At 73.7% G+C, this 26,235-nt stretch carries 24 protein-coding genes; 13 read left to right on the top strand and 11 right to left on the bottom strand.

From position 1 onward, the window contains the following. Window positions 1-129: 129 nt before the first annotated feature. On the bottom strand, window positions 130-1,770 hold the full coding sequence (locus RM445_RS19685; RefSeq protein ID WP_397469368.1) for a solute symporter family protein: 1,641 nt from the start codon (window positions 1,768-1,770) through the stop codon (window positions 130-132). Then, on the bottom strand, window positions 1,770-2,153 hold the full coding sequence (locus tag RM445_RS19680) for a DUF485 domain-containing protein (protein ID WP_397469367.1): 384 nt from the start codon (window positions 2,151-2,153) through the stop codon (window positions 1,770-1,772). Before RM445_RS19680 ends, RM445_RS19685 begins: the two co-directional genes overlap by 1 nt. Before the next feature lie 232 nt (window positions 2,154-2,385). Here RM445_RS19680 and RM445_RS19675 point away from each other — a divergent pair, with 232 nt between their 5' ends. Both RM445_RS19675 and RM445_RS19670 read left to right on the top strand, forming a co-directional pair. After that, window positions 2,386-3,312 carry an alpha/beta fold hydrolase gene (locus RM445_RS19675; protein WP_311558177.1) on the top strand — a complete coding sequence of 309 codons (927 nt, stop codon included), beginning with the start codon at window positions 2,386-2,388 and terminating at the stop codon, window positions 3,310-3,312. 48 nt (window positions 3,313-3,360) lie between these two features. Continuing rightward, on the top strand, window positions 3,361-4,596 hold the full coding sequence (locus RM445_RS19670; RefSeq protein WP_311558176.1) for a helix-turn-helix domain-containing protein: 1,236 nt from the start codon (window positions 3,361-3,363) through the stop codon (window positions 4,594-4,596). A gap of 7 nt (window positions 4,597-4,603) precedes the next feature. On the opposite strand, the gene RM445_RS19665 is transcribed toward RM445_RS19670, so the two are convergent. The 5 genes from RM445_RS19665 to RM445_RS19645 all read right to left on the bottom strand — a co-directional run bounded on the left by RM445_RS19665 (window position 4,604) and on the right by RM445_RS19645 (window position 9,018). Next, on the bottom strand, window positions 4,604-6,286 hold the full coding sequence (locus tag RM445_RS19665) for a sodium/solute symporter (protein WP_311558174.1): 1,683 nt from the start codon (window positions 6,284-6,286) through the stop codon (window positions 4,604-4,606). Further along, window positions 6,283-6,657 carry a hypothetical protein gene (locus tag RM445_RS19660; protein ID WP_311558172.1) on the bottom strand — a complete coding sequence of 125 codons (375 nt, stop codon included), beginning with the start codon at window positions 6,655-6,657 and terminating at the stop codon, window positions 6,283-6,285. The genes RM445_RS19665 and RM445_RS19660 overlap by 4 nt, the downstream gene beginning before the upstream one ends. Window positions 6,658-6,670: 13 nt before the next feature. Beyond that, window positions 6,671-7,459 carry a LytR/AlgR family response regulator transcription factor gene (locus tag RM445_RS19655; protein WP_311558171.1) on the bottom strand — a complete coding sequence of 263 codons (789 nt, stop codon included), beginning with the start codon at window positions 7,457-7,459 and terminating at the stop codon, window positions 6,671-6,673. Further along, window positions 7,456-8,562 carry a sensor histidine kinase gene (locus RM445_RS19650; protein ID WP_397469366.1) on the bottom strand — a complete coding sequence of 369 codons (1,107 nt, stop codon included), beginning with the start codon at window positions 8,560-8,562 and terminating at the stop codon, window positions 7,456-7,458. Before RM445_RS19650 ends, RM445_RS19655 begins: the two co-directional genes overlap by 4 nt. Before the next feature lie 87 nt (window positions 8,563-8,649). Then, window positions 8,650-9,018, bottom strand: coding sequence for a DoxX family protein (locus RM445_RS19645; protein ID WP_311558169.1), 369 nt, complete (start codon window positions 9,016-9,018; stop codon window positions 8,650-8,652). A gap of 208 nt (window positions 9,019-9,226) precedes the next feature. Here RM445_RS19645 and RM445_RS19640 point away from each other — a divergent pair, with 208 nt between their 5' ends. The 9 genes from RM445_RS19640 (at window position 9,227) to nudC (ending at window position 19,235) form a co-directional block, all read left to right on the top strand. Further along, window positions 9,227-10,225, top strand: a complete 999-nt coding sequence (locus RM445_RS19640) for a potassium channel family protein (RefSeq protein WP_311558278.1) — start codon at window positions 9,227-9,229, stop codon at window positions 10,223-10,225. Between the two features lie 21 nt (window positions 10,226-10,246). After that, window positions 10,247-11,101, top strand: a complete 855-nt coding sequence (locus tag RM445_RS19635; protein WP_311558168.1) for an exodeoxyribonuclease III — start codon at window positions 10,247-10,249, stop codon at window positions 11,099-11,101. Window positions 11,102-11,174: 73 nt separating this feature from the next. Next, entirely contained in the window at window positions 11,175-12,533 is a 1,359-nt protein-coding gene (locus RM445_RS19630; RefSeq protein WP_397469365.1) for an aldehyde dehydrogenase family protein, read from the top strand. 103 nt (window positions 12,534-12,636) lie between these two features. Beyond that, on the top strand, window positions 12,637-13,389 hold the full coding sequence (locus RM445_RS19625; protein ID WP_311558166.1) for a DUF4142 domain-containing protein: 753 nt from the start codon (window positions 12,637-12,639) through the stop codon (window positions 13,387-13,389). Window positions 13,390-13,506: 117 nt separating this feature from the next. Next, entirely contained in the window at window positions 13,507-14,064 is a 558-nt protein-coding gene (locus RM445_RS19620; RefSeq protein ID WP_311558164.1) for a class F sortase, read from the top strand. A 123-nt stretch (window positions 14,065-14,187) separates the two neighbouring features. After that, on the top strand, window positions 14,188-15,459 hold the full coding sequence (locus tag RM445_RS19615; protein WP_311558163.1) for an aldehyde dehydrogenase family protein: 1,272 nt from the start codon (window positions 14,188-14,190) through the stop codon (window positions 15,457-15,459). 46 nt (window positions 15,460-15,505) lie between these two features. Continuing rightward, on the top strand, window positions 15,506-16,801 hold the full coding sequence (locus tag RM445_RS19610; RefSeq protein WP_311558161.1) for a M16 family metallopeptidase: 1,296 nt from the start codon (window positions 15,506-15,508) through the stop codon (window positions 16,799-16,801). Then, a complete protein-coding gene (locus tag RM445_RS19605; protein WP_311558160.1) occupies window positions 16,798-18,222 on the top strand; it encodes a M16 family metallopeptidase in 1,425 nt (474 codons plus the stop codon). Before RM445_RS19610 ends, RM445_RS19605 begins: the two co-directional genes overlap by 4 nt. After that, window positions 18,219-19,235 (top strand): NAD(+) diphosphatase, encoded by a 1,017-nt coding sequence (gene nudC, locus RM445_RS19600; protein WP_311558159.1) that lies wholly within the window; start codon window positions 18,219-18,221, stop codon window positions 19,233-19,235. Before RM445_RS19605 ends, nudC begins: the two co-directional genes overlap by 4 nt. Window positions 19,236-19,444: 209 nt before the next feature. Here nudC and RM445_RS19595 read toward each other — a convergent pair whose 3' ends face one another. Next, the gene (locus tag RM445_RS19595; RefSeq protein WP_311558158.1) at window positions 19,445-19,693 is read right to left on the bottom strand and encodes a mycoredoxin; all 249 of its coding nucleotides are present in this window, start codon (window positions 19,691-19,693) and stop codon (window positions 19,445-19,447) included. 85 nt (window positions 19,694-19,778) lie between these two features. Between RM445_RS19595 and RM445_RS19590 the strand changes: the two genes are divergently transcribed. After that, window positions 19,779-21,857, top strand: a complete 2,079-nt coding sequence (locus RM445_RS19590) for an ATP-dependent DNA helicase UvrD2 (RefSeq protein ID WP_311558157.1) — start codon at window positions 19,779-19,781, stop codon at window positions 21,855-21,857. A gap of 357 nt (window positions 21,858-22,214) precedes the next feature. Then, window positions 22,215-22,586 carry a WhiB family transcriptional regulator gene (locus tag RM445_RS19585; protein ID WP_311558156.1) on the top strand — a complete coding sequence of 124 codons (372 nt, stop codon included), beginning with the start codon at window positions 22,215-22,217 and terminating at the stop codon, window positions 22,584-22,586. Between the two features lie 214 nt (window positions 22,587-22,800). Here RM445_RS19585 and RM445_RS19580 read toward each other — a convergent pair whose 3' ends face one another. From RM445_RS19580 to RM445_RS19570, 3 genes are read right to left on the bottom strand one after another with little or no spacing between them, the layout of a single operon-like run. Further along, window positions 22,801-23,736 carry a quinone oxidoreductase family protein gene (locus RM445_RS19580; protein ID WP_311558155.1) on the bottom strand — a complete coding sequence of 312 codons (936 nt, stop codon included), beginning with the start codon at window positions 23,734-23,736 and terminating at the stop codon, window positions 22,801-22,803. Window positions 23,737-23,791: 55 nt separating this feature from the next. Further along, window positions 23,792-25,108 (bottom strand): ABC1 kinase family protein, encoded by a 1,317-nt coding sequence (locus RM445_RS19575; RefSeq protein ID WP_311558153.1) that lies wholly within the window; start codon window positions 25,106-25,108, stop codon window positions 23,792-23,794. A gap of 22 nt (window positions 25,109-25,130) precedes the next feature. Next, the gene (locus RM445_RS19570) at window positions 25,131-26,165 is read right to left on the bottom strand and encodes a ubiquitin-activating E1 family protein (protein WP_311558152.1); all 1,035 of its coding nucleotides are present in this window, start codon (window positions 26,163-26,165) and stop codon (window positions 25,131-25,133) included. Between the last annotated feature and the right edge of the window lie 70 nt (window positions 26,166-26,235).

Raw genomic sequence — 26,235 nt, 5'->3', positions numbered from 1 at the left:
CAGACATCTGGCCCCGCTCGATGTCGAGCGGGGCCAGAACGGGGCAGTTCGGCGTCCGCCTGTCTGTTCACGTAAGACGACAGCGGGTGTCCGGACGCCGAGCTGCCCCGGTGAGGGGGAGTGGACGTGTCAGTGCACGAGCGCCTTGGCCGCGTCCGCGCCGGTCAGCGACTTGACCTCCATCTCGGCGACCTTCTTCGCGTTCGGCCGCTCCTTGCTGAGCACGGTGCCCAGGTAGCCGAGCAGGAACGACAGCGGGATGGAGACCAGGCCCGGGTTGTCGAGCGGGAACCAGTGGAAGTCGACGCCCTGGATCATCGACGTGCTGCGGCCCGTCGCCGGGTCGACCGGCTTCCCGGACACCACCGGCGAGAAGATGATCAGGATCAGGGTGATCCCGAGGCCGCCGTAGATGCTGCACAGCGCGCCCATGGTGTTGAACCGCTTCCAGAACAGCGAGTACAGGATCGTCGGCAGGTTCGCCGAGGCCGCCACCGCGAAGGCCAGCGCCACCAGGAAGGCGATGTTCTGACCGTTCGCCAGGATGCCGCCGAGGATGGCGACGATGCCGATGACGATGGCCGTGCGCCGGGCGATCTTGACCTCGGTGTGCTGCTCGTCCTGCACCTTGCCGTGCTTGATCACGTTGATGTAGATGTCGTGGGCGAACGACGCCGACGCGGTGATCGTCAGGCCGGCCACCACCGCGAGGATCGTCGCGAAGGCGACCGCGGCGATGATGCCGAGCAGGATGGTGCCGCCGAGCTCGTAGGCCAGCAGCGGAGCGGCCGAGTTGGCACCGCCCGGAGCCTTCTTGATCGCATCCGGGCCGACCAGCGCGCCCGCGCCGTACCCGAGGGTCAGCGTGAACAGGTAGAACAGGCCGATCAGGGAGATCGCCCAGACCACCGAGCGGCGGGCCTCCTTGGCCGTGGGCACCGTGTAGAAGCGCATGAGAATGTGCGGCAGGCCTGCGGTGCCCAGCACCAGCGCGAGGCCCAGGGAGATGAAGTCGAGCCGGGTCGTGCCGTTCTTGCCGTACTGCGCGCCTGGCGACAGCAGCTTCTCACCGCCCTGGCCGGCGCGGTCGACAGCGGCGCCCATCACCGACGAGAGGTTGAAGCCGAACTTGGCGAGCACCCAGACCGTCATGATCCCGGCGCCGGCGATGAGCAGCACCGCCTTGATGATCTGTACCCAGGTCGTGCCACGCATGCCGCCGATGAGCACGTAGGCGATCATCACGGCGCCGACGATCGCGATGACGACGCCCTGGCCGGTCTTGCTGGTGATGTTGAGCAGCAGCGCGACGAGGCCGCCGGCGCCCGCCATCTGGGCCAGCAGGTAGAAGAACGAGACAGCGAGCGTGGACGTGGCGGCCGCCGCGCGGACCGGGCGCTGCCGCATCCGGAACGCCAGCACGTCGCCCATCGTGTACTTGCCGGTGTTGCGCAGCAGTTCGGCCACCAGCAGCAGCGCCACCAGCCACGCGACGAGGAACCCGACGGAGTAGAGGAAGCCGTCGTAGCCGTTGATCGCGATGGCGCCGGCGATGCCGAGGAACGACGCGGCCGAGAGGTAGTCGCCCGAGATCGCCACGCCGTTCTGCGGGCCGGAGAAGCCGCCGCCCGCGGTGTAGAAGTCGGACGCGCCGCTGGAGGCGCGCTTGCTGACGCGGATCACGATGGCGAGCGTGACCACGACGAACAGCCCGAAGATCGCCAGGTTGAGGATCGGGTTGCTGCCCGCAACCCCTTGGGCGAGCGGCATCACTTGGCGTCTCCTTCGGTTCCTTCGGTGCGGCGGCCGTGCTCGATGTCGTCACGCAGCTGGAAGGCCAACGGGTCCAGTTTCCGGTCCGCGAAGCGGACGTAGAGGAACGTGATCAGGAACGTCGACACGAACTGCAGCAACCCGAACACGAGCCCGACGTTGATGTTGCCGAAGAGCTTGATGGCCATGAAGGCCGGCGCGTAGCTGGCCAGCAGCACGTAGAGCAGGTACCAGCCGAGGAACAGCCCCGTCATCGGGAACACGAAGCTGCGCAGCCGGTGGCGCAGGATCTGGAACTCGGGTCGGGAGGAGATCTCCTCCCAGTCCCGCTCCTCTGACCCCGACGGATCGGGGGGTGACGGTCGTTCGGTCGCAGTCACGGTGCCTCCTCGCACGTCACGGCGCCCTCGCGGGCTCCCGGTGGACAAGGAAAGGCCGAAACCGGTCGTCGAGGAAGTCGTGCGGGCCGCGCCGCCGAGGGAATCGACAAACGGCCGACGAACGGTCGAAGTTCCCGACGAACGGTGATGTGGGTCACGCGCGGGTCTCGGACGTCATTGCAAGGTTCGTGCAACGGTGGCGAACCGGGCCGGACGCGCACCACCCTCCGTCGTGACGAACGACCACGACGAGGAGGTCGAGATGTCCGAGCTCGGACGCGGCCGGGTAGCGGCCAACGGCATCACCTTCGAGTACCTGGAGGCCGGCGAGGGTCCGCTCGCGCTGTGCATGCACGGATTCCCGGACTCTCCGTTCACCTACCGGTACCTGCTGCCCGAGCTCGCGCGGGCCGGCTTCCACGCCGTCGCCCCGTTCGTCCGCGGGTTCGCCCCCACCGAGCTGCCTCCGTTGCGCTACAACGTCCACACCAGCGTGATGGTCGCCGACCAGATCGCGCTGGCACGGGCGCTGGGCGGGGATTCCGACGCGCTGCTCGTGGCCCACGACTGGGGTGCGGTCGGGGCGTGGGGCGCACTGGGTCGCGCACCGGAGCTGTGGGGCCGGGCCGTCATCATCAACATCCCGCCGTTCGACATCTTCGGCGAGAACCTCGGCACCTACAGCCAGATCAAGAAGAGCTTTTATTTCTGGTATTTCCAGATGCAGCGGGTGATCGAGGACCGCATCCGGCAGGACGACTTCCAGTTCATCCAGGACATCTGGGGCGACTGGTCGCCGGGCTACCGGGCCGACGACGACATGGTCCACATCCGCGAGGCGCTGCGCGATCCCGACCACCTGCGCGCCGCCCTCGGGTACTACTGGGGCCAGTTCGACCCGACGCGCTTCGGCTCGCCTGAGTGGGCCGCCGAGCAAGAGTCGGCGTGGGGCGGCAGCGCGCCCCAGCCGGTGCTCTACCTGCACGGCACCAACGACGGTTGCCACGGCGTGACGAAGGAGCAGGTCGAGCGGGTCAAGGGCTACGCCGGAACGGACTCGGACGCCGAGCTGATCGAGGGTGTCGGGCACTTCATGCTCGTCGAGCGCCCCGAGGAGATCAATAAGCGCATCACGGACTGGCTGGCCCGCACCTCGTAGCACCGGTCGACGCTGGTCAGGATGATGTTGCGGGCGCAGGATGAGGACGTGGACGACGGGGTCTGGGCGGTGCGCCGGGGCACCGACCTGCGCAGCCACGCCCACCTGCTGCACCGCACCCACGAGGCGATGCTGACCGGGCACACGCTGCCCGCCGCCCCGCGTGGCGTCGTGGCCCGTTCCTGGACGCGGATGCAGGCCGACGGGCACGACCCGGACCGGGCATCGGCGGGCGACCCGGTCGGGGTGGACGACGTCGAGCGGCGCCGCCGGGCCAGTCCGCTGCACGGCGTGCTGCCCGGTCTGCGGGCGAGCCTCGCGGCGGTCGCGGACGAGGCGCAGCACATCATGGTCGTCACCGACGCGGACGGCGTGGTGCTGTGGCGCGACGGGTGCAACGGCGTCCGGCGCCGGGCGGACGTGCTCGGCTTCACCGAGGGAGCGACCTGGACCGAGACCGCGGTCGGGACGAACGCGATCGGCACCGCGATGGTCGAGCGGGCCGCTGTGCAGCTGTTCTCCGCCGAGCACTACCAGCGCAGCCTGCACTCGTGGACGTGCACCGCCGCTCCGGTGCACGACCCGCGGACCGGGGCCCTGCTCGGGATCGTCGACATCTCCGGGCCTGCGGCGACCGTGCACCCCGCGGCGGTGGCGCTGGTCGGCACTGCGGTGCGGCTCGCCGAGGCGGACCTGTGGCGGCAGCGCGAGGCCGGCTTGGAAGCGCTCCGGGTGACCGCCGCCCCGATCCTGCGCCGGGTCGGCGGCCCCGCGGCCGTCGTCGACCACGACGGCTGGGTGGCGGCGGTCAGCGGGGCGATCGGGACGGCCCGGGTCGCCGTGCCCGTCCAGGGCGAGCGGTGCATGGTGCCCGGCATCGGCAGCTGCGTGCCGGAGCCGGTGCCCGGCGGCTGGCTGTTGCGCCGCGACGAGTTCGGCGCCGTCCCGACGCGGTTGCGGCTGGACCTGCGTTCCCGCCCGCCGCACGCCGTCGTCGAGGGCAGCGCGGTCTGGCGGCACCCGCTGACCCCGCGGCACGCCGAGCTGCTCGCGCTGCTCATGCGGGCAGGACCGGCGGGTATGGACGCCTTCGCGCTGAGTTCGGCGGTGTTCGGCGACGACCGGCACGCGGTGACGGTGCGCGCCGAGGTGTCGCGGCTGCGCCGTCGGCTCGGCGGCATCCTGCTGGCGCGGCCCTACCGGATCGCGCCGAACATCGTCGTGCAGCCGTGTGACCCGGCAGCGGTGCGGGCCCTCCGCCCGCCCCGGCCGTCCGCAACCTAGAGCCGCGTCAGGGCCGCGGAGCCGCCGGCGCCGACTCGTCGAGGTGCAGCCGCAGCATCGCCGACGCCGCTCCCGAGGGCGGGTTGCCGCGCAGCGAGACCGCGATCATCGTGACGAACGCCAACGGCACCGACCACAGCGCAGGCTGGGCCAGCAGGAGCGCCGGGATCCCGGGCTCCAGGCCGGCAACCAGCCCGGCGGCCATCACGCCTGCCGAGCTCACCAACCCGACGACCATCCCCACCAGCGCCCCGCGCGCCGTCAGCCGTCGCCACCAGATCCCGAGCACGAGCAGCGGGCAGAACGTCGACGCGGCGACCGCGAACGCGGAGGTGACCAGCGCCCCGACGTCGAGGCGCGCTCCCGGTAGCGCGAGCAGCACGGCGACGGCCGCGGCGGCGAGCGGCGTCAGCCGGAGCCGGCGCAGGCCGGCGGGGACCAGGTCGTGCGAGACCGCCCCCGAGACCGCGAGCAGCATCCCCAGCGACGTCGCCAGGAACGCCGCGAAGGCGCCCGCGGTGAGCAGCGCGGTGAACAGGTCGCCCGGCCAGCCCGGGTCGACCCGCAAAGGAAGCGCGACGACGACCGTGTCGGTGGCACCGGAGAGGTACAGCTGCGGGAGCAGCACCGCGCCCAGCAGCCCGTACACCGCCGGGAACAGGTAGAACGCGCCGAGCAGCGCGACGGTGATCGCGGCGGTGCGCCGGGCGGCGCGGCCATCCGGGCTGGTGTGGAAGCGGACCAGCACATGCGGCAGCCCCATCGTGCCCAGCGCCGTCGCCATCAGCACCGACCACGTCCCCAGCAGCGGGTGCCCGGCCGACCCGGCGTCGAGCAGCGGGCGTTGCCAGGTCGCGCTGCCGGGTACGGCCGCGCCGTCGATCCGCGGCACGGCCGCACCGGCCGGGAACTCCCAGCGTGCTCCGCCTTCCGCTGTATGCGGTCCCGGCTCGAGCGGCACGGCACCGCCGCCGTCGATCCGGACCGTCACCGGCTCCGTCAGCTCGAAGCGGGTGTCGAGGGTGAAATCGACGGCGGTCGGTGCGGTGAACCGGGTGAACTCCACCGGGTGCACGGCCTGGTGGCGGACCTCCGGGCCCACCGCGAGCAGCAGCCACAGCGCCGGAACCGCGAAGAGCACCAGCTTGAGCGCGAACTGGAACGCCTGGACGTAGGTCGCCGCCCGCATGCCGCCCAGGGCCAGCGTCACGCTCACCACGACCCCGGCCACCACCACACCCACCCAGTAGGGCACGCCGCCGACCAGCGTCAGCACCTGGCCGGCCGCCGTGAACTGCGGCACCAGGTACAGGTAGCCGATCACGAGCACCACCAGGGCGCACAGCTTGCGCAGCACGGGGGAGGCGAGCCGGGCCTCGGCGAAGTCGGGGACGGTCAGCGCGCCGGTACGCCGCATGGGCGCGGCCACCAGCGTCAGCATCAGCAGGTAGCCGGCGGTGAACCCGACCGGGTACCAGAGCGCCCCGACCCCGCCCTTGACGACCAGGCCGGCGATGCCCAAGAACGACGCGGCCGACAGGTACTCCCCGGACACGGCCGCGGCGTTGAAGGCGGGGGAGATGCGGCGGGAGGCGACGAGGAAGTCCGACGTCGTGCGCATCGCCGCCACCCCCCGGGCGCCGATGAGGAGCGTGGCCAGCACCACGGGCACGACCGCGAGTGCGATCACGGGCGGTCCTCCTCCGCCTCGGCCCGTTCGGCCCGGCGCAGCTGCCACCAGGCCAGCGCGGTGAGCACCGGCCACGGCAGTACGGCGACCGCCAGCCAGGAGACCGGCACATCGAACAGCCGCACGTCGTCGAGCGCGGGGACGAGCTGCAGCAGCAGCGGCAGGCCCACCAGGAAGGCCCCGCCGGCGAGCAGGGCTGTCACCGCCCGGCGCAGCTGCACCGCGCGGACCCGCTCGGCCCGCGCCAGCTCGTCCGGTGTCAACCGCGGAGCACGGACGGGCGGACCGCGCCGCCCGCCGAGCGCGACGCGGGTCTGCGGGCTGGTCACCGCGACCCGGCGCGGCTGCTTCCCCCCGGGCCGGCCCGTCACCGCAACCTCCGGTTCATCGACCGTCCCGGCGGGCCCCGGAGTCGAACTCGCCGCGCGTGGCGGCGTCGAGCAGCCGGTCGCGCAGCTCCCGGGCGTGCCGGCGGCTGACCGGGACGTCGCCGACGTCCGTGTGCGCCAACAGCCCGCCGCTGACGTCGCTGCGCAGCTCCTGCACCGCGTGCACCGAGAGCAGGTAGCTGCGGTGCACGCGGACGTAGCCGACGCCACGCCAGTGCTCCTCCAGCCGGGAGATCGGGATGCGGACCAGGTGACTGCCGTTGCGGGTGTGCAGGCGGACGTAGTCGCCCTGCGCCTCGGCGAAGCGGACGTCCGCGCGGCGCACGAAGCGGGTGCGTCCGCCGAGTTCGACCGGCACGGCCGCCAGCTCGTCGACGGCCTGCGCCGGGGCCGCCCCGGCGTTGCGGACCCGGTGGACGCGCCCCAGTGCGGCGCCCAGCCGCTCGGCCGAGACTGGCTTGAGCAGGTAGTCGACCGCTCCCACGCCGTATGCCGACACCGCGTGCTGCTCGAACGCCGTGACGAACACGATCGCGGGCGGGTCCGTCATCCGCCCCAGCAGCCCGGCCAGCTCCAGCCCGTCCATGCCGGGCATCGAGATGTCGAGGAACACTGCGTCCGGGGTCGTCGTGGGGATCATCCGCAGGGCCGTGAGCGCGTCGGCCGCCGCCTCGACCGAGGTCACCCCGGGGGCCTCGCGCAGCAGCTGGCACATCTCGTCGAGAGCGGGCGCCACGTCGTCGACGACCAGCACGCGCAGCCCGGCGGTCGCGGCTGCGGTCATGTCGCCACCACACCCGGATGGAATCGCGGCACCCGCACGACGACCCGGGTACCCGCGCCCGGCGCGGTCTCGATCACGAGGCCGTAGCCGGCGCCGAACACCGCGCGCAGCCGCCGGTCGACGTTCAGCAGGCCGAGGCTCGCCCCGGTCCCTCGACCGGCCAGCACGTCCTCGGCCCGCTCGGGTGACATCCCCGGCCCGTCGTCCTCGACGGCGATGACGCAGTCCTCGCCCTGCGCCTCGCCGCTGACCTGCACCGATCCGCCGCCCTCCCGGTGCTCGACGCCGTGCTGCACGGCGTTCTCCACCAGCGGCTGCAGCGCGAGGAACGGGATCGCGACCGGCAGCACCTCCGGGGCGATGCGCACCTGCACCCGCAGCCGCTCGCCCAGCACCGCGCGGGCGAGCGCGAGGTAGGCCTCCACCGCGCGGAACTCGCCCGCCAGCGTCGTGTACTCGCCGTGACGGGCGAGGTTGTGCCGGATGTAGAGGGCGAAGTCGAGCAGCAGCTCACGGGCGCGGGTGGCGTCGGAGCGCACGAACGACGCGATCGTGGTGAGCGCGTTGTAGACGAAGTGCGGCGAGATCTCGGCCCGCAGTGCCCGCAGCTCGGCCTGCTCCGCGGCGTCGGCCGACGACTCCAGACGGCCGCGGTGCAGGGCGTCGGAGACGAAGTCAGCGGCCTTCCGGACAGCTGCGTCGGGAACCGCGCCGGCGACGACGAGCACGCCGGCGGGCTCGTCGCGGACCCGCAGCGGCAGGGCGGTGACGTCGCCGTACGCAGCCCGGCGGTCCGTCCGGAGCACGTCGTCGACGAGTGCGTCGGCGGCGACCTCGTGGCCGCTCCAGGTGCGCGCACCGTCGAGGCCGATCAGGCCGACGGCGTCCGCGTCGAGCAGCCCGCGCAGGCGCCGTGTCGCGCCCGCAGCGGCCGGTGCGGCGAGTCCGTCGCGCAGCGCCGTCGCGATCTCGATCCCGGTGGCCAGGGCGTCCATCGACTCACCCGCACCCGACGCGGCCCGGCGCCCGAGCAGCCCGCGGCGGCGGGGAACGGGCAACTGCGCGTCTCCGGCGGCCACACCCCCCGGGTCGGCACCGACCATGTCCGCCTCCGCTGTCGCTGCCAGGACGGTCTGTGGCTGCCGCAACCGGCAGGGGGCACCCTAACCGGACAGTGGCGCGGACGGGGATCAGCCGTGGCGGCGGACCGCGAGCGCCCAGCCGATCAGCGGGAGCTGCAGCGGCAGCCGCGCCCAGGCGACGGCTCGCGCCGGCAGCGGGCGGTCCGACCAGTCGCGGGCCATCTTCACGTTCGCGGGGAAGACGGCGACGAACAGGCCGGCGGCCCCCGCTGCTCCGAGCCGTCGAGTGCGCGGGGCGGCGATCGCGGCGGCGACGCCGAGCTCCGCGATCCCCGAGGCGAGCGTCCAGAACCGGGGCGTGCCGGGTAGCGAGCGGGGGACGATCCGGTCGAGGGGAGCCGGTGCGACCAGGTGCAGCACGCCGGTGGTGGTGAGCGTGGCGGCGAGTGCCGTGGCGCCGGGGTAGCGGGATCGCATGCCCGCAGCGTGCCCCGTCGTGTCAGCAAGGCCACCTTCAGGGCGTGAGAGGTCCTGAAGGTGGCCTTCCGGACGACGACGCGGAACCGCCCCGACCCGGACGGGGTGGGGCCGGCGAGGTTAGGGTCCGCACGTGGAGTCCCGGCAGGTGAACGCCTCGAGGCGCGGCCGTTCGTTGGCCGACCCGTCGCTGGTCGGGCTCATCCGCATGCCGGCGGCTGCCGAGGCGCCGGTCGTGTCGCTGCTGCAGCGGCTCGCCGTCGCACTGGGCTCGCTCTTCCTCGCCGCGCTGATCGTCTGGCTCGGCGGCAAGGGCTACACCGACAACAGCAGCGACAGCCCGATCTCGTTCAACGACGCCTTCTACTACGCGACGGTGTCGCTCTCCACCACCGGCTACGGCGACATCGTCCCGGTCTCCCCGCAAGCCCGGCTGATCACCACGCTGGTGATCACGCCGCTGCGGCTGCTGTTCCTCATCGTCCTGGTCGGCACCACCGTCGAGCTGCTCACCGAGCGCTCCCGGCAGTCGTTCCGCATTTCGCGCTGGAGGTCCCGCGTGCGTGACCACACGATCGTCGTCGGCTACGGCACCAAGGGCCGGGCCGCCGTCGAGACGCTGCTCGGCGACGGCGCCGAACCGACCGACATCGTCGTCGTCGACACGGACCGCGCCAACCTCGACGCCGCGTCCGGGCTGGGCCTGGTGACGGTGACCGGCAACGCGACCCGCTCGAGCGTGCTGCGGATCGCCGGGGTGATGCAGGCGTCTGCGCTGGTGGTGGCGGTCAACCGCGACGACACCGCGGTCCTCGTCACGCTGACGGCCCGCGAGCTGTCGCCGAACGTGCGGATCGTGGCGTCGGTGCGGGAGTCGGAGAACGTGCACCTGCTGCGCCAGTCGGGCGCCAGCTCGGTGGTGGTGTCGGCGGAGACGGCCGGGCGGCTGCTGGGGATGGCGACGACCACCCCGAGCGTCGTCGAGGTCGTCGAGGACCTGCTGACCCCGGACGCCGGGTTCGCGATCAGCGAGCGCGAGGTCGACGAGTCGGAGGTCGGCGGGTCGCCGCGGCACCTGACCGACATCGTCCTCGGGGTCGTGCGCGACGAGCAGCTGTACCGGGTCGACGCGTCCGCGGTCGACGCCCTGGAGCAGGGCGACCGCCTGCTCTACGTCCGCAAGGCCTCGGCCCCGGAGTCGGACTGACCCCGGGGTAGCGTCGCCCGCGTGCGCGTGGCGACGTGGAACGTGAACTCCGTCCTGGCCCGGCTGCCCCGGCTGCTGCCCTGGCTCGACGAGCGCGCCCCGGACGTCGTCTGCCTGCAGGAGACCAAGCTCTCCGACGAGGCGTTCGCCGACGCCCTCGGCGCCTCACTGGCCGAGCGCGGGTACGCCGTCGCGCACCACGGCCAGGGGCAGTGGAACGGGGTCGCGCTGCTCTCCCGCGTCGGGCTCGACGACGTCGTCCGAGGCCTGCCCGACGAGCCGCGGTTCCCGGCCGCCGACTCCCCGCCCGACGCCCGCGCGGTCACCGCGACCTGCGGCGGCCTGCGCGTCACCTCGGTCTACGTCCCCAACGGCCGCAGCCCGGACGACCCGCACTACCTCTACAAGCTCGACTGGCTCGCCGCGCTGCGGGCGTCGGTCACCGACCCCGCGACCGCGATCGTCGCCGGCGACATGAACATCGCCCCCACCGACGACGACGTCTGGGACCCGGCGCTGTTCGTCACGTCCACCCACGTCACTCCCGCCGAGCGCAAGGCGCTGGCCGAGCTGACCGGGCTGGGCCTGCGCGACGTGGTCCGCGACCGCTGGCCGGACCCCCGCGTCTTCACCTACTGGGACTACCGCGCCGGCCGCTTCCACCAGGACCTCGGGATGCGCATCGACCTGGTTCTCGCCGGTGCGGACCCCGCCGGGCGGGTGGCCGCGGTGTGGATCGATCGCAAGGCGCGCAAAGGCAAGGGCCCCAGCGACCACGCGCCGGTGATCGTCGACCTCGACACTGCGCCGGACGGCGACATCGGCCCGGTCGTCCCGCCGCCGTCGGCCCCCGCACCACGCCGGTCTCGCTCCTGACGGCGTTCGTCGCACCGATCGACGACGGCGCGCATAACACCGTCCCGAACGGGTAGCGGCAGGTGTGACCGACGTGCTGACCCGAGAGATCACCGTGCTGGACCCGCGCACCGGCGAGACGGTCGGGCACGTCCCGATCGCCACGCCGCAGGAGGCGGAACGGGCGCTGGGCCGGGCGCGTGCCGCCGCCGTCGGCTGGGCCCGCACCCCCGCCGCCGAGCGCGCCGCCGCGCTGCACGCCGCCGCGTCGGCCGTCCGTGACGCCGCCGACGAGCTCGCCGCGAGCAACGAGCGTGAGACGGGCAAGCCGTTCGACGACGCGCGCGGGGGCGTGGATGCCGGGATCGGCACGCTGGTCCAGTACGCCGAGCTGGGGCCGGTGCACCGCGGGCGCACCCTGCACGGCAGCTGGGACGCCACCGACTTCATGGTGCCCGGCCCGCGTGGCGTCGTCGCCGTGCTGACTCCGTGGAACGACCCGGTCGCCGTCGCCGCGGGCCTGCTCGGTGCCGCGCTCGTCACCGGCAACACCGTCGTGCACAAGCCGAGCGAGCGCTGCCCGCTGACCGGCCGCCGCTTCGCCGAACTGCTCGCCGCGCACCTGCCCGAGGGCGTGCTGGAGATCCTCGACGGCGACGGCTCGGTGGGCGCGCAGCTCGCGGCCGGCGACGTCGACGTCGTCGCGCACGTCGGCAGCACCGCGACCGGCCGGGCGATCGCCCTCGACTGCGCCCGCACCGGTGCGAAGGCCGTGCTGGAGAACGGCGGCAACGACCCGCTGATCGTCGACGAGGGCGTCGACCCGGCGTGGGCCGCGAGCCAGGCTGCGCTCGGCGCGTTCGCGAACGCCGGGCAGATCTGCGTGTCGGTCGAGCGGATCTACTGCCACGCCGCGCTCGCCGACCCGTTCCTCGCCGCGCTCACCGCGGAGGCCGCCGCGTGGCAGGAGCGGCTCGGTCCCCTGGTCGACCGCAGGCACCGCGACCACGTGCACGGCCACGTCACCGAGGCGCTCGCCGCCGGAGCGCGCACGCTGACGGGCGGCGAGGTGCCCGACGGCCAGGGCTCCTACTACCCGCCGACCGTGCTGATCGGGTGCACGCCGCAGATGAGGGTGATGCGGGAGGAGACCTTCGGGCCGGTCGCCCCGGTGCGGGTGGTCCCGGACTTCGACGCCGCGCTGCTCGAGGCGGTGCACGACGACTACGGCCTCGCCGCCACCGTGCTCACCCCGGACATGGCGCACGCGCAGGCCGCCTGGCGGGCGCTGCCGGTCGGGACCGTGAAGATCAACAACGTGTTCGGCGGGGCGCCGGGCGGTGCCGCGCAGCCGCGCCGGGGGAGCGGCTCGGGTTTCGGGTACGGGCCGGAACTGCTCGACGAGATGACCACCACGAAGGTGGTGCACGTCGCCGCCCCGCCGTCGCGTTGATCACCGCAGGGTCACGACCCGGCTGCGAGTGCAGGTCGGCGTAGGCGCTGCGAGGAGGACGACGCGACGATGAGTCACCGATAGTGACTCGTTGGAGGATCTCGTGAGCGTCCCACCCACCCGGCTGCTCCTCGCGACGGCGCTGACCGTCGTCGCCCTGCTGGGTGGCGCGTGCAGCGCGGGTCAGCCGGCGGCCACGACCGCGTCGAGCGGCACGGCGGGCGCGTCCGCCACCGCCGGTGCCGGTGGGTCAGGCACCGGGACGGCGGCGGCGCCGTCGGGTGTGTCCGGGTTGTCGGCCGACCAGGCCGCGCAGGCCCACCAGGCGGCGCTCGGCCTGGTCGCCCTCGGCGGCCTGGGCAGCGACAAGGGCACCACCGACGGTCTGCGCACGCTCGCCGACCGGGTCTCGACCGAGGGCCGGGCGCTCGACGAGCAGATCCGCACGCTGGCGACCGCGCAGGGTCTGACGCTGACCGACGACGTAAGTGCGCAGATCCAGGGTGTGCTGAACGACCTGCAGGGCCGCAGCGGTCAGCCGTTCGACCAGGCCTGGCTGCGGGCCGTCGGCGACCTGGTCGAGCAGGGCCGGGCCGCGGCGAACGCCGTGCTGTCGTCGTCGGACGCCTCCGACGAGGCGAAGGCCGCCGCGCGGGACGCACTGGCGCGTCTCGACGCCCTCACTGCCGCGATCCGCGACGCGGCGACCACGTCCGGTGCGGGCACGCCGAACTCGGTGAACGCCGGCACCGGCGGCCAGGCCGCGGATACGGATCCCGCGCTGCCCGCGGCGCTGGTCGGGCTCGGCGCCCTGCTGCTCGCCGCCGCGTTGCGCCTGCGGCGCCGGAAGGCGTAGACCCGTCGCGTGCGGATGCAGCGAAAGCGGCTTTGGGTGCACTCAACGCACCGAACGCCGCTTTCGCTGCATCCGGGCCGGTCGCTCGCCACGTGGGCCGCAGCCGTCGCCGGTGTCGTGTGCATCGCCGCGGGCGTGCTGCTCGCGGTCGGCCCGGACGGGGCGGCCGATGCAGGGGTGGTCCCGGCCGCCGCTGCGGTCCCGGCTGCGGCTGCGGTCCCGAACGCCGCCGGCACGGTCCCCGTCGCCGTCGCGCTGCCCGACCGGAGCGTCAGCGCCCCCGTCGTCCCCACCGGCACCACTCCCGACGGCGCCCTCGTCGTTCCCGACCCGCCCACCACGGTCGGGTGGTGGTCCCCGGGCGCGCTGGCCGGCGCCACGTCCGGGACGACGGTGCTCGCCGGACACGTCGACTCGGCCGCAGCCGGGCTGGGAGCGTTCGCCGTGCTCCGGCAGGTGGGCGTGGGGGAGCGGGTCGAGCTGCGCGGGGCGGACGGCCGGACGCTCGCCTACCGGGTCGTCGCGCGCCGGCAGCTCGGGAAGGCCGACCTCCCCGCCGACCTGTTCGCCCACGGCGGCCCGCCGCGTCTGGTGCTGATCACCTGCGCCGGCCGGTTCGACCGGACGACCCGCCACTACACCGACAACGTGATCGTCTACACGGAGCCGGCGTAGCGGGTCGCCCACCTCGCAGAGGCCGTGCCCGCTCCGCAGAGGTGATAGTCCCTGCGACGTGCACCCGGGCTCTGCGAGGTCCGCGTGAGCCCGTCCAGGTCGTGACGTGGCAACCTTGCCGGCGTGAGCACCAGCACCGCCGCCGCCGTCGACCACGCCGAGACCCCCGAGCACGCCGCCGTCCGCCTCGCCGCCCAGCGGGCCGCCGCCGCGGCTCCCGGCGTCCGCTCCGCCGGTGGACCGGCTGTCGACGCCGCCCTGCGCACCATGGCGGCGGCGCTGCGGGACAGGACCGACGACCTGCTGGCCGCGAACACCGCGGACGTCGACGCCGCCGAGCGCGGCGGCATGACCGGTGGCCTGCTCGACCGCCTCCGCCTGACCCCCGAGCGCCTCGCCGACATGGCCGTGCAGCTCGAGGTGCTTGCCGACACCCCCGAGCCGCCCCTGCAGCACTTCGTCCGCAGCCTGCCGTCGGGCGAGCGGGTGTTCGAGCGCCGGGTGCCCGTCGGGGTGATCGGTGCGGTGTTCGAGGCCCGGCCGAACGTGACCGTCGACGTCGCCTCCCAGGTCCTCAAGGCCCGCAGCGCCGCCGTGCTACGCACCGGGTCCGCCGCGCTGGGCAGCGCGACCGCGCTGGTCGAGCTGGTGATCGCGCCATCGCTGCGGGAGAACGGCGTCCCCGCCGGCGCGGTGCAGCTCGTCCCGACCCCCGGGCACGCCGGCGCGGACGCGCTCGTCGGCCTGCCCGACCTCGTCCCCCTCGTGGTCGTGCGCGGCAGCGGCGAGGTCACCCGCCGGCTCTCCGCGCTCGGTGCCGCCGCGGGCACCCGCGTCCTGGCCCACGCCGACGGCGGGGGAGTGCTCTACCTCGACGCGAGCGCGGACGAGAAGGTCGTCGCGCGGATGGTGCACGACAGCACGGACCGGCTCGGCGTCTGCAACCGGCTCAACCTGCTGCTGATCGACCGTCCCGCGCACGACCGGCTCTGGCCCGTCGCCCAGGCGGCGCTCCGCGAGCGTGACCTGACGCCGAGCCTGCCGCCGCACTCGCACCGGCTCGGCCACGAGTGGGCGCTGGACGCCGGCAACGAGGCGCACGTGACGGTCGCCGAGGTCGACGGCCCCGTCGACGCCGCCCTCACCGCGGCCCGCGAGACGTCGGGCCTGGCCGCGGCCGTCTGCGCCGAGGACGAGAAGGCAGCGACGGCGTTCATCGACGCGTACACGGGCACCGGCGTGTTCTGGAACGCCCCGACCCGCCTGCTCGACGGCTACAAGCTGCTGGGGCTGCCCGAGACCGGGATCAACGTCGACCACACCCCGGGCCCCCGCGGGCCGGTGACGTACCTGGACCTGTCGCTGCGCCAGTTCGTGGTGCTGCCCCCGGACTGACCGCGCGCCCGGCGAGGTGTCGGTGGGGGCGGTTAGGGTCGGAGTCGTGCCCGACCTCCACCGCGCCACCCTCTCCAACGGGCTTCGCGTGCTCCTCGCGCCCGACCCGAACACCCCTGTCGTCGGGGTCGCAGTCCACGTCGACGTCGGGTTCCGCTCCGAGCCCGAGGGCCGCACCGGCTTCGCGCACCTGTTCGAGCACCTCATGTTCCAGGGCAGCGAGAGCCTGGAGAAGCTCGCCCACTTCCGGCACGTCCAGGGCTCCGGCGGGGTGTTCAACGGCTCCACGCACCAGGACTACACCGACTACTTCGAGGTGCTGCCCGCCGCCGCGCTGGAACGGGCGCTGTTCCTGGAGGCCGACCGGCTGCGGGCCCCCAAGCTGACCGCGGAGAACCTGCGCAACCAGGTCGACGTCGTCAAGGAGGAGATCCGGCTCAACGTCCTGAACCGGCCCTACGGCGGCTTCCCCTGGATCCTGCTGCCCCCGGTCCTCTACGACACGTTCCCGAACGCGCACAACGGCTACGGCGACTTCACCGAGCTCGAGCAGGCGTCCCTCGACGATGCCGCGGCGTTCTTCGACACCTACTACGCCCCGGGCAACGCGCAGGTGACGGTCGCCGGGTACCTCGGCGCGGACGTCGACCGGGTGCTCGCGCTGGTCGAGAAGCACTTCGGCGACATCCCGGCGCGGCCCACCCCGATCCGTCCGTCGTTCGCGGAGCCGCTGCCCGGCACCGAGCGTCGCGCGGTGAGCCCGGACGCGCACGCCCCGCTGCCCGCGCTCGCCGTCGGCTACCGACTGCCCGACCCCGGCGCGGAGCTCGACGCCTACCTCGGCCACGCGCTGCTCGCCTCGATCCTGGGCGACGGTGAGGCCGCCCGTCTGCAGCGCCGGCTGGTGCACGTCGACGGGCTGGTCACGGACGTCTCGGCGAGCGCGGGCCTGATGGGGCCGCTGGACGCCCGCGACCCCGACACCTTCACCATCACCGCCGTGCACCCGCCGTCGGTGGACCCGGACCGGGTGCTGTCGGCGGTCGACGAGGAGCTCGACAAGCTGGCGGCCGCCGGGCCGGACGTCGACGAGCTGGCCCGTCAGGTCGCGCGCTGGTCCGCTGCGCTGCACCACGAAGACGACCGGGTGATGTACCGGATGCTCGGCCTCGGCGCCCGCGAGCTGCTCTACGGGCGCGCCGAGCTCGCGCTGGAGCTTCCGGAACGGCTCGCAGCCGTCACGTCCGAGCAGGTCCGCGAGGCCGCCGCCGCGCTGCGCGGGCAGGGACGCGCGGTGCTCATCGTCGAACCCGGGACCCAGCCCACCGAGGAGCAGGCGTGACCGTCACCGTGCCCACCGATCCGGCACACCGCACCGCCGAGGAGATCGGCCGCACCGCCGCCGGCCCGCGGCCCCTGCCCCCGCTCGGGCCGACACGTGAGGTGCCGCTGCCGGACGTCCTCGACGTCACGCTGGCCAACGGCCTGCGGGTGCTCGTCGCCCGCAACCCGCGGGTGCCGATGGCCGAGTTGCGGCTGCGGGTCCCGTTCGGGCCCGACGCCGTTGCGACGGGTCTGGCGGAGACCGACGACGCCGCGGTCTCCCGCCACCTCGCCGCCGCCGAACTGCTCACCGCGACGCTGCTCACCGGCACGTCGAGCCGGGACCGCGTCGGGATCGACGACGAGCTGGCCGGAGTGGGCGCGGACCTGGGCGTCGGGGTCGATCCCGAGCGGCTGCAGATCGGCGGGTCCGGGCTCGCCGTCGGGCTGCCGACGATCCTCGACGTGCTCGCGGACGTCCTCACCGACGCCCAGCACCCGGACGCCGAGGTGCTGCGCGAGCGCGAGCGTCTGGTCGAGCGGATCACCGTCGCCCGGGCCCAGCCGCGGACGATCGCCCGGGAAGCACTGCAGCGCAAGCGGTTCGGCAACCACCCCGTCGCCCGGGAGATGCCGACCGGTCCGGACGTGGCCGCCGTCGAGCCCGCCGACGTCCGCGCACTGCAAGCCGCCGGCCTCGTTCCGGGCGGCGCGATCCTCACCCTCGTCGGCGACCTCGACCCGCACGACGCGGTCGCGCTCATCGAGCAGTACCTCGGCGGCTGGACGGCCCCGCATCCTGCGCGTCGACTGACCGCGCCACCGCCCGTGGCGGCGTCGAACCTGGAACTCGTCTCGCGTGCCGGGTCCGTCCAGTCGCAGCTGCGGCTGTCCGCGCCGGCGCTGCCCCGCCTGGACGACCGCTACGCCGCGCTGCAGCTGGCGAACCTCGTGTTCGGCGGCTACTTCTCCTCGCGCTGGATGGAGAACATCCGCGAGGACAAGGGCTACACCTACGGCGCGCACTCGGGCACCGAGTTCGTCCCCGGTGGTGCGGTCCTGTCGGTCGAGACGGACGTGGCCAGCGACGTCACTGCAGCCGCGCTGCTGGAGACCCGCTACGAGCTGGGGCGCATGACCGCGGTGCCGCCGACGGCCGACGAGATCGACGCCGCGCGCCGCTACGCCGTCGGCTCGCTGCTGATCTCGCTCGACAGCCAGGGCGGATTCGGCTCCACACTCGCCACGCTCGCCGCCGACGACGTCCCCGTGCAGTGGCTGCGTGATCACCCCGCCCGGCTGGAGGCGGTCACGGTCGAGGAGGTGGGCGCCGCGTCGCGGGAGTTCTTCGCGCCGAGCGCGTTCACCGGCGTCATCGTCGGCGATGCCGAGGTCGTCGGGCCCGGCCTGCGCGCCTTGGGCGGGGTCGACCTCCCATGACACCACGGACGGACGTGGCCGCCGGTGCACCGGAGGCCGGCACCGCCGAGGTGGTGCGGTTCGACCTGCTCGGGCCGCCCGTGCTGTCGCGCTCGGCCGTGCTCCGCGACGAGACGTTGCGCAAGGACACCGCCCGGCAGCGTGCGGGGTGGCGCACGGCGCGGCTGCTGGTCGTCGACACCGCCGGGCGTGTCCCGGTCGCCTGGACCGGGCGGCGGCCTGAGGGCCCGTGGGCGATGGACACCGACGGCACCGCCCGTCTCGTCACGGTGCCCACCACCGGCGACGTTCCGCCGGACGACGCGGTGCTGCTGGGCGAGGCGGACGGCGTGGCGTACTGGGCCGTCCGCGACGCCGGCGAGCTGGTGCCGGGCGAAGACCCGGTGGACCGCGCTGACCTGCGCACCGCCGGTGCCGCGCTCGACGCGCTCGGTGCCGGCCTGCTCACCACCGCCGTCGCCGTACTGAACTGGCACGACGCCGCACAGTTCTGCGGTCGCGACGGCTCGCCCACCCACCCCGAAGCGGCCGGCTGGCACCGCGTCTGCGAGGCCCACGGCCACGAGGACTACCCCCGCACCGACCCGGCGGTGATCTGCCTGGTGCACGACGGCGCCGACCGGGTCCTGCTCGCCCGCCAACCCGTCTGGCCCGAGGGCCGCTTCTCGGTGCTCGCGGGGTTCGTCGAGGCGGGGGAGTCGCTCGAGGCCTGCGTGCTGCGGGAGATCCACGAGGAGGTCGGCGTCCCGGTCCGCGACATCGCGTACCTGGGCAGCCAGGCCTGGCCGTTCCCGCGGTCGCTCATGGTCGGGTTCCGGGCGGTCGCGGACGCGGACGCACCGCTGCGCCCGGCGGAGGGGGAGATCGCCGAGGCGATGTGGGTGACCCGCGCAGAGGTGCGGCGGGCCCTGGCCGCCGGCGACTGGGCAGGCGCAGAGGGATCGCCGCTGCTGCTCCCGGGCGGGGTGTCGATCGCCCGGGCGATGCTGGAGGCCTGGGCCGCGATCGACTGACCGCGCGCTCGCACCAAGAACGCCGGACTGACACACAGGTCACGACCTGTGTGCCGGCCCGGTGTCCTGTGTACGAGCCGTCGACGCCACCTCGGCGGCCGGCTCGCCGGTTGTCCACACCCTGACCGCTCGTACACAAGAAACTGGGCTCGTACCCAGGTCACGACCTGTGTACGAGCCCGACATCCTGGGTGCGAGCACCCGTGGGACTACGCGGCGAGGGCATCCAGCTTGGCGGTCACCTGCGCGAGCGAGGGGTTCGTCAGCGCCGAGTCGTCGGGGAAGCGCACGGTCGGCACCGTACGGTTTCCGCCGTTCACGCCTTCGACGAACGCCGCGGCGTCGGCGTCGCGCTCGATGTTCACCTCGTCGTAGGTCACACCGGCGGCGTCGAGCTGGATCTTCAGGCGCCGGCAGTAGCCGCACCACGTGGTGGAGTACATCGTCAGCTGAGGCATGCACCTTTCAACCATTGAGCGGCGCCGGTTCTTCCCCTGTGGACAGCCGTCACAGGGTGTCGGTGCGGGGTGTCAGGATGGTCCGGTGAGCTCCCCCGAAGACCCGGCTTCCGGTCTGGACGACGAGCAGGGTGCGGCCGTGGCGGCGCCTCGCGGGCCGGTGTGCGTGCTCGCGGGAGCCGGCACCGGCAAGACCCGCACCATCACCCGCCGGATCGCGCACCTCGTCCGCGCCGGGCACGTCGCACCGGGGCAGGTCCTCGCGGTGACGTTCACCGCCCGCGCCGCGGGCGAGATGCGTACGCGGCTGCGCGTGCTGGGCGTCTCCGGGGTGCAGGCGCGGACGTTCCACGCCGCGGCGCTGCGCCAGCTCCGCTACTTCTGGCCGCAGGTCGTCGGCGGCGAGCAGTGGCAGCTCCTCGAGGGCAAGCTGCGGATCGTCGGGCAGGCGGCGGCGCGCGCCCGTGCGGGAACGGATGCGGCGTCGCTGCGCGACCTCGCGGGCGAGATCGAGTGGGCGAAGGCGAGCCTGGTCACGCCCGGCGACTACCCGGCGACCGTCGCCCGGCTGCGCCGCGACGTCCCCGGGCCCGCCGAGCAGGTCGCCGCCGTCTACGCCGGCTACGAGGAGCTCAAGAACCGCGCCGAGCTGCTCGACTTCGACGACCTGCTGCTGCACACCGCGGCGGCGCTGGAGGAGAACCGCGGTGTGGCGGAGGAGTTCCGCGACCGCTACCGCTGCTTCGTCGTCGACGAGTACCAGGACGTCACGGCTCTCCAGCAGCGTGTGCTCGACGCCTGGCTCGGCGGTCGCGACGACCTGACCGTCGTCGGCGACGCCAACCAGACGATCTACACCTTCGCCGGGGCGGATCCGCGGCATCTGCTCGACTTCCCGCGCCGGTTCCCTGAGGCCGTGGTGGTGCGCCTGACGCGCGACTACCGGTCAACCCCGCAGGTCGTGTCGGCGGCGAACACGCTGATCGGCGCCGCGCGGGGCCGGGTCGCGGGCACGCGCCTGCAGCTCGTGGGGCAGCTGCCACCGGGGCCGGACCCGCGGTTCCAGGAGTACGACGACGAGCCCGCGGAGGCCGCGGCCGTCGCGCGGGCGATCCGGCGCCTGGTCGACGACGGCACGCCGGCGGCGGAGATCGCGGTGCTGTTCCGGGTGAACGCGCAGTCGGAGGTCTACGAGCAGGCACTGACCGAGGCGGGGATCCCGTACCAGGTGCGCGGCGGCGAACGCTTCTTCTCGCGTCCCGAGGTGCGGCGGGCGATGACGGCGGTCCGCGTGGCAGGAATCGGGCCGGAGGGAGCGGCGCTGCCGGACGCCGTGCGGGCCGTCCTGGAACCCGTCGGACTGACGGCCGAGCCGCCCGGCGGTGCGGCGCAACGCGCGCAGTGGGAGTCGCTGCTCGCGCTGGTGGAGCTGGCCGAGGAGCTCGTCGGTGTCGAGCCGTCGGCGGACCTGCGCCGGTTCTCTGCCGAGCTGGACGCCCGGGCGGACGCCGCGCACCCACCGACGGTGCAGGGCGTCACGCTGGCGTCGCTGCACGCCGCGAAGGGCCTGGAGTGGGACGCCGTGTACCTCGTCGGCCTGGTCGACGGCACGCTGCCCATTCAGCACGCCGAGGGCGACGACGCGGCGATCGAGGAGGAGCGGCGCCTGCTCTACGTCGGGATCACGCGGGCGCGGCGGCTGCTGTCGCTGTCCTGGGCCCTGTCGCGCCAGCCCGGCGGCAGCCGCCGTCGCCGCCGCAGCCGCTTCCTCTACGGGCTGATCCCCGACGAGCATCCCGCCGCCCGGGTCCCCACCGGCGGCCGGACCGCCGGCGGCGCGAAGCCGCGCTGCCGCGTGTGCGGGAAGCCGTTGCTCGGCACGATGGCGATGAAGGTGCGTCGGTGCGACGACTGCCCGTCGGACGTCGACGTCGAGCTGCTCGACCGGCTCAAGGACTGGCGGCGGTCGGCGGCGAAGGAGCAGCAGGTGCCGGCGTACGTGGTATTCACCGACGCCACGCTCACGGCGATCGCCGAGCAACGTCCGGCCGACTCGTCGGCGCTGGTCTCGATACCCGGGATCGGCGCGAACAAGCTCGACCGGTACGGCGAGGCCGTCCTCGCTCTCGTCGCCGAGGGCGACGACCGGGCGAACCTGTCGTAAATAGGTTGTGCACCCCTCGGGGTGTCCCTACTGTCGTGGTCCGAGGGAGCGCATCCGCGCGTCCTGACGAGCGATCTCCTGGAGGAGGTGCCGAGATGGAGTACACGATGCAGACCGTGATGATCCTCGGCACCCACGTGTCCGGGATCGACGTGTCACTGAATCGCCGTGGCTGGCAGCGGAAGCGTACGTGCTCCGTCGCGCTCGACGCGTTCCCGACCGTCAACGGAATCGGTGTGTCCGCACGAGGGCGCCCCTGCTAGGGCGCACCCCAGGCCGAAGTTCGAGGGCCACGGATCTCACCGGGATCCGTGGCCCTCTTTCTTTTGTCCACTCAACCCACCAGGAGGTAGTGCGGTGTTCATCCGTTCGGTTCCGTTGGAGGGCGGAACCTGCGACCAACCCGAGGCCGGTGCGCTGGGCACCCTGCTCGACGCGGCTCCAAGTGCCGGGCTCGACCTGCCCTGCCGCTCCGGCGACGCGGACCTGTGGTTCGCCGAGTCACCGGCCGAGCTGGAACAGGCGAAAGCGCTCTGCGCAGGCTGTCCGGTCCGGATCGCGTGTCTGACCGGTGCGCTGCAGCGCGAGGAACCCTGGGGCGTCTGGGGCGGTGAGATCTTCGAGCGCGGGGCCGTCGTCCCGCGCAAGCGGCCACGTGGCCGGCCCAGCAAGGCCGACCTGGCCCGTGACGCCGCATACGCGGCGGCGCTGGCCGGCGTGGGCGCCTGATCGTACGACCCGAGCACACACCCGAAGGAGATTCACCGATGACCACTCAGCGACTGCCGATCCGCCCGATGACCCGTTCCGCCTCACTGCTCCACGAAGCGCAGGCGCGATCCCATCAACGGGCGACGGGTGCGGATCAGCTTATGTAGCGACGGCCACCGTGGGGGCGCATCCCGCCCTCACGGTGGCCGTCGTCGTTCGTCATGGCCGCCGCCTACGGCAGCAGCACGACCTTGCCGCCCGCATGACCGTCGCGGACGAACTGGAGCGCCCCGGCCGCCTCCGCCAACGGATAGGTGCGGGCAACGACGATCTTCAGCGAGCCGTCCGCGGCGGCCGGCAACAGCCGCTGCCAGGAGTTCGCCCGGACCTTCGTCTCCGGGTCGTCCCCGCTGATCAGCTTGATGCCGCTGTCGGCCCGCCCGAACGCCGCGATCGACACGATCCGGCTGTGGTCGGCGACGAGCTCCAGGGAGACGTCGACGGCCTCGTCCGTGCCGATCGTGTCGATCGCGGCGTCCACCCCTTCGGGCGCGACGGCGCGGACCCGGTCGGCCAGCCCGGGTCCGTACGTCACCGGGATCACCCCGTAGCTGCGCAGCAGCTCGTGGTTGGACTCGCCCGCGGTCCCGACCACCCGGACCCCGTCCTGTACGGCGATCTGGACGGCGATCTGGCCGACGCTGCCCGCAGCGCCGTGCACCAGAAGGGTCTCGCCGGGCTTCGCCCCGGCGACCTGCAGTGCGTGGGCCGCTGTGCCGCCGACGAGCAGGACCGACCCCGCGACCGTCCAGTCGAGCGCCGGTGGCTTCGGCACGACCACCTTCGCGGGAGCGGTGACGCTCTCGGCGTACCCACCGCTGACGGGGTGCGCCACGACCTCGTCACCGACTGCAATCGGCCCGCCGGGCCCGGTCGCGTCCGGACCGACGGCGGTCACCACCCCCGCGACCTCGAGCCCCACCGGCAACGGCAGGCGCTCCGGATCCGCCCCCATCATCCCCGACACGATCTTGTGGTCGGCCCGATTGACGCCCGCGGCCTTCACCGCGATCACCACCTGACCGGGCCCGGGCTGCGGGACCTCGACCTCCACCGGGGACAGGACCTCCGGGCCACCGAACGTGGTGGCCACGATCTGGGTTGCCATGACCCGCGCAACCTCGGCGGACGCTGCGAAATTTCCCCCGCGCGCCGCCTCCCTGCTAGACGTCGACGAACGTCGCGGGGTTCCACCTGTTGACGATGTCGCGCAACGGCACCCGGGCGTCGAGCTGGCACAGCACCCCGAGCGTCCCCATCGTCACCCGGTGCACGAGGAGGTACTGCGCCGGCAGGTTCAGCCGGCGGCCGATGTCGAAGGTCGAGCTGCGCATGTCGCCCAACCGCTCCGCCTGGCTCTGCAGCCAGCGGCGGGTGAAGTGGAAGTTCTCGGTGCGCAACGGCTCGGCGAACGGGGCGAGGTACGCGATGAGGTCGGCTCCGGTCACGTTCGTCCCCGGCAGCAGGAACCCCTCGCCGCGCAGCAGACCGACCAGGTCGTCCGGCCGGTTCTCCAGGGCGAGCCGGGTCATCACCGACAACGGGCGCGGCAGACCGTCGGGCAGCCGGGCGACGGCGCCGAAGTCCAGCACCAGCAGCCGCCCGTCGGGCAGGATCTGGAAGTTGCCCGGGTGCGGATCGGCGTGCAGGAGGCCGGACCGCGCGGGAGCCGAGTAGTGGAACTCGGACAGGAGCGCTCCGGCGTGGTCCCGCTCCGCCGCCGTACCGTTCGCGATCACGTCCGACAGCTTCCGCCCGCTGACCCACTCGCTCACCATCGCGCGGGGCGCCGACGCCACCACCCGGGGCACCGTGATGAGCGGATCGTCGGCGAACACCTCGGCGAACGCTCGCTGGTTCGCGGCCTCGTCGCGGTAGTCGAGCTCCTCCTCCATGCGGTCGCGCAGCTCCTCGACCAGCGGCTTGACGTCCTGGCCCGGCACCAGCGGCTGCAGCAGCCTGCTCATGCGCGAGAGCTGGCGCAGGTCCGACCGCAGCGCCTCCTCGGCACCTGGGTACTGGACCTTCACCGCGACGTCGCGACCGTCGTGCCACACGGCCCGGTGCACCTGGCCGATGCTGGCGGCCGCGGCGGGCGTCTCGTCGAACTCGCGGAAGCGCTCGGACCACCGCCGCCCGAACTGCTCGACGAGCATCCGGTGGACGTCGCGGGTCGGCATGGGCGGGGCGGCGTGCTGCAGCTTCGTCAGCGACTCGCGGAACGGGCCCGCCAGCTCGTCCGGCACCGCGGCCTCGAACACCGACAGCGCCTGACCGAACTTCATCGCGCCGCCCTTGAGCTCGCCCAGTACGGCGAACAGCTGCTCGGCGCTGCGCGCCATCATCTGCGCGGAGATCTCCTCGCTGTTGCCACCGGCCAGCCGACGGCCCCACCCGGCCGCGGCCCGGCCGGCCACTCCCAGCGGAAGGCTCGCGAGCTTGGCCGTTCGTGCTGCTGTACGCCGGGGGATGTCACTCACTTCGAGGGCCTCGCTGCGGTCATCACCTCATGATTGTCCCCCGCTCGGCGCGCGGCCCGCATGTCTGCGCGAATGGTGGTGCACCACACCCGCAGTCCGGGTGCGCCGGCCACCCGCGGCGCAGCAGCCCGCCCGAGGCGATGTCGATCTCCAGCGTGGCGCCGAGCACCGACGGCGCGGGCGTCGCTCCGCCCGCCGCTGCGTCCAGCGCGGCGAGCACCTGGGCCACACCCAACGCCGCAGTGGCGGCCGCCGTCGCAGCGTCTCCCCGGCCCGGCTGCCCGACGAGCTGGGCCGTGACGGCCGGCCAGCCGGGATCGCGGCCGCACCGGTGCAGCTCGATGCACGTCAGGCACGCTGAGCGACCCGGCAACACCAGCGGTCCGACGACTCCCGTGCCGTCGCGCAGACGCACAGGCAGGTGCGCGATCCGGTCGCGGTGCAGGGCCGCGAGCAGCGAGGGGTCCGGGACGACGGCGTCGGCCAGCACGCACAGGTCGGGAACGGCCCGGGCCGGCGGCGGCCCGACGCTCGTGCCCGGTGCGACACGTCGGACGACGTCGGCGATCGCCTCAGCCCGGGGCCGGCCACGATCGCCGTCGAGCAGACCCGTGCCGAGATCGCACTCCTGCACCGGACCGTCCGGGCCGGCCTCGACCCACACGCTGCCGATGCCCGCGAGCCCGAGCCCTGCTGCGATTCCCGCGGCGAGCCGGCCGCCGCCGACGACGGTCACGGCCGCCGCCGCACGCTGCCGGGCCACCCGGTCCGGCCTGTCCGCATCCACGAGCACTCCGCTGCCGACCAGCCGCCCGAGCAGCTCCTCGGCCGCGTCGCGGTCCGCACCCCGTTGCTCCGCCCGGGCCACCAGGCCCACTCGCTCCACCGGCGCGGCCAGCTCGTCGAGCATCCGTGCCAGCGGCGGCGGCAGGTCGTCGACCACGAGCGCCGTCCGCGGATCCAGGCCCAGCAGCCGCGCGGACGGTCCCCGCAGGAGGAGCGACCGGTGTGGCGGCAGGCGCAGCCGGCGCGGCAGGGCGGAGGGAGACCACGTCATGCACAGAGAATCCCGTTCGTCGCGTTCCGTCGCATCCGGCTGTCCACAGGCCGCCCCGGGTTGTGGACAA

The organism is Pseudonocardia charpentierae (assembly GCF_031845345.1).
Lineage (GTDB): Bacteria > Actinomycetota > Actinomycetes > Mycobacteriales > Pseudonocardiaceae > Pseudonocardia > Pseudonocardia charpentierae.
This window is presented reverse-complemented; position numbering and strand designations above follow the sequence as displayed.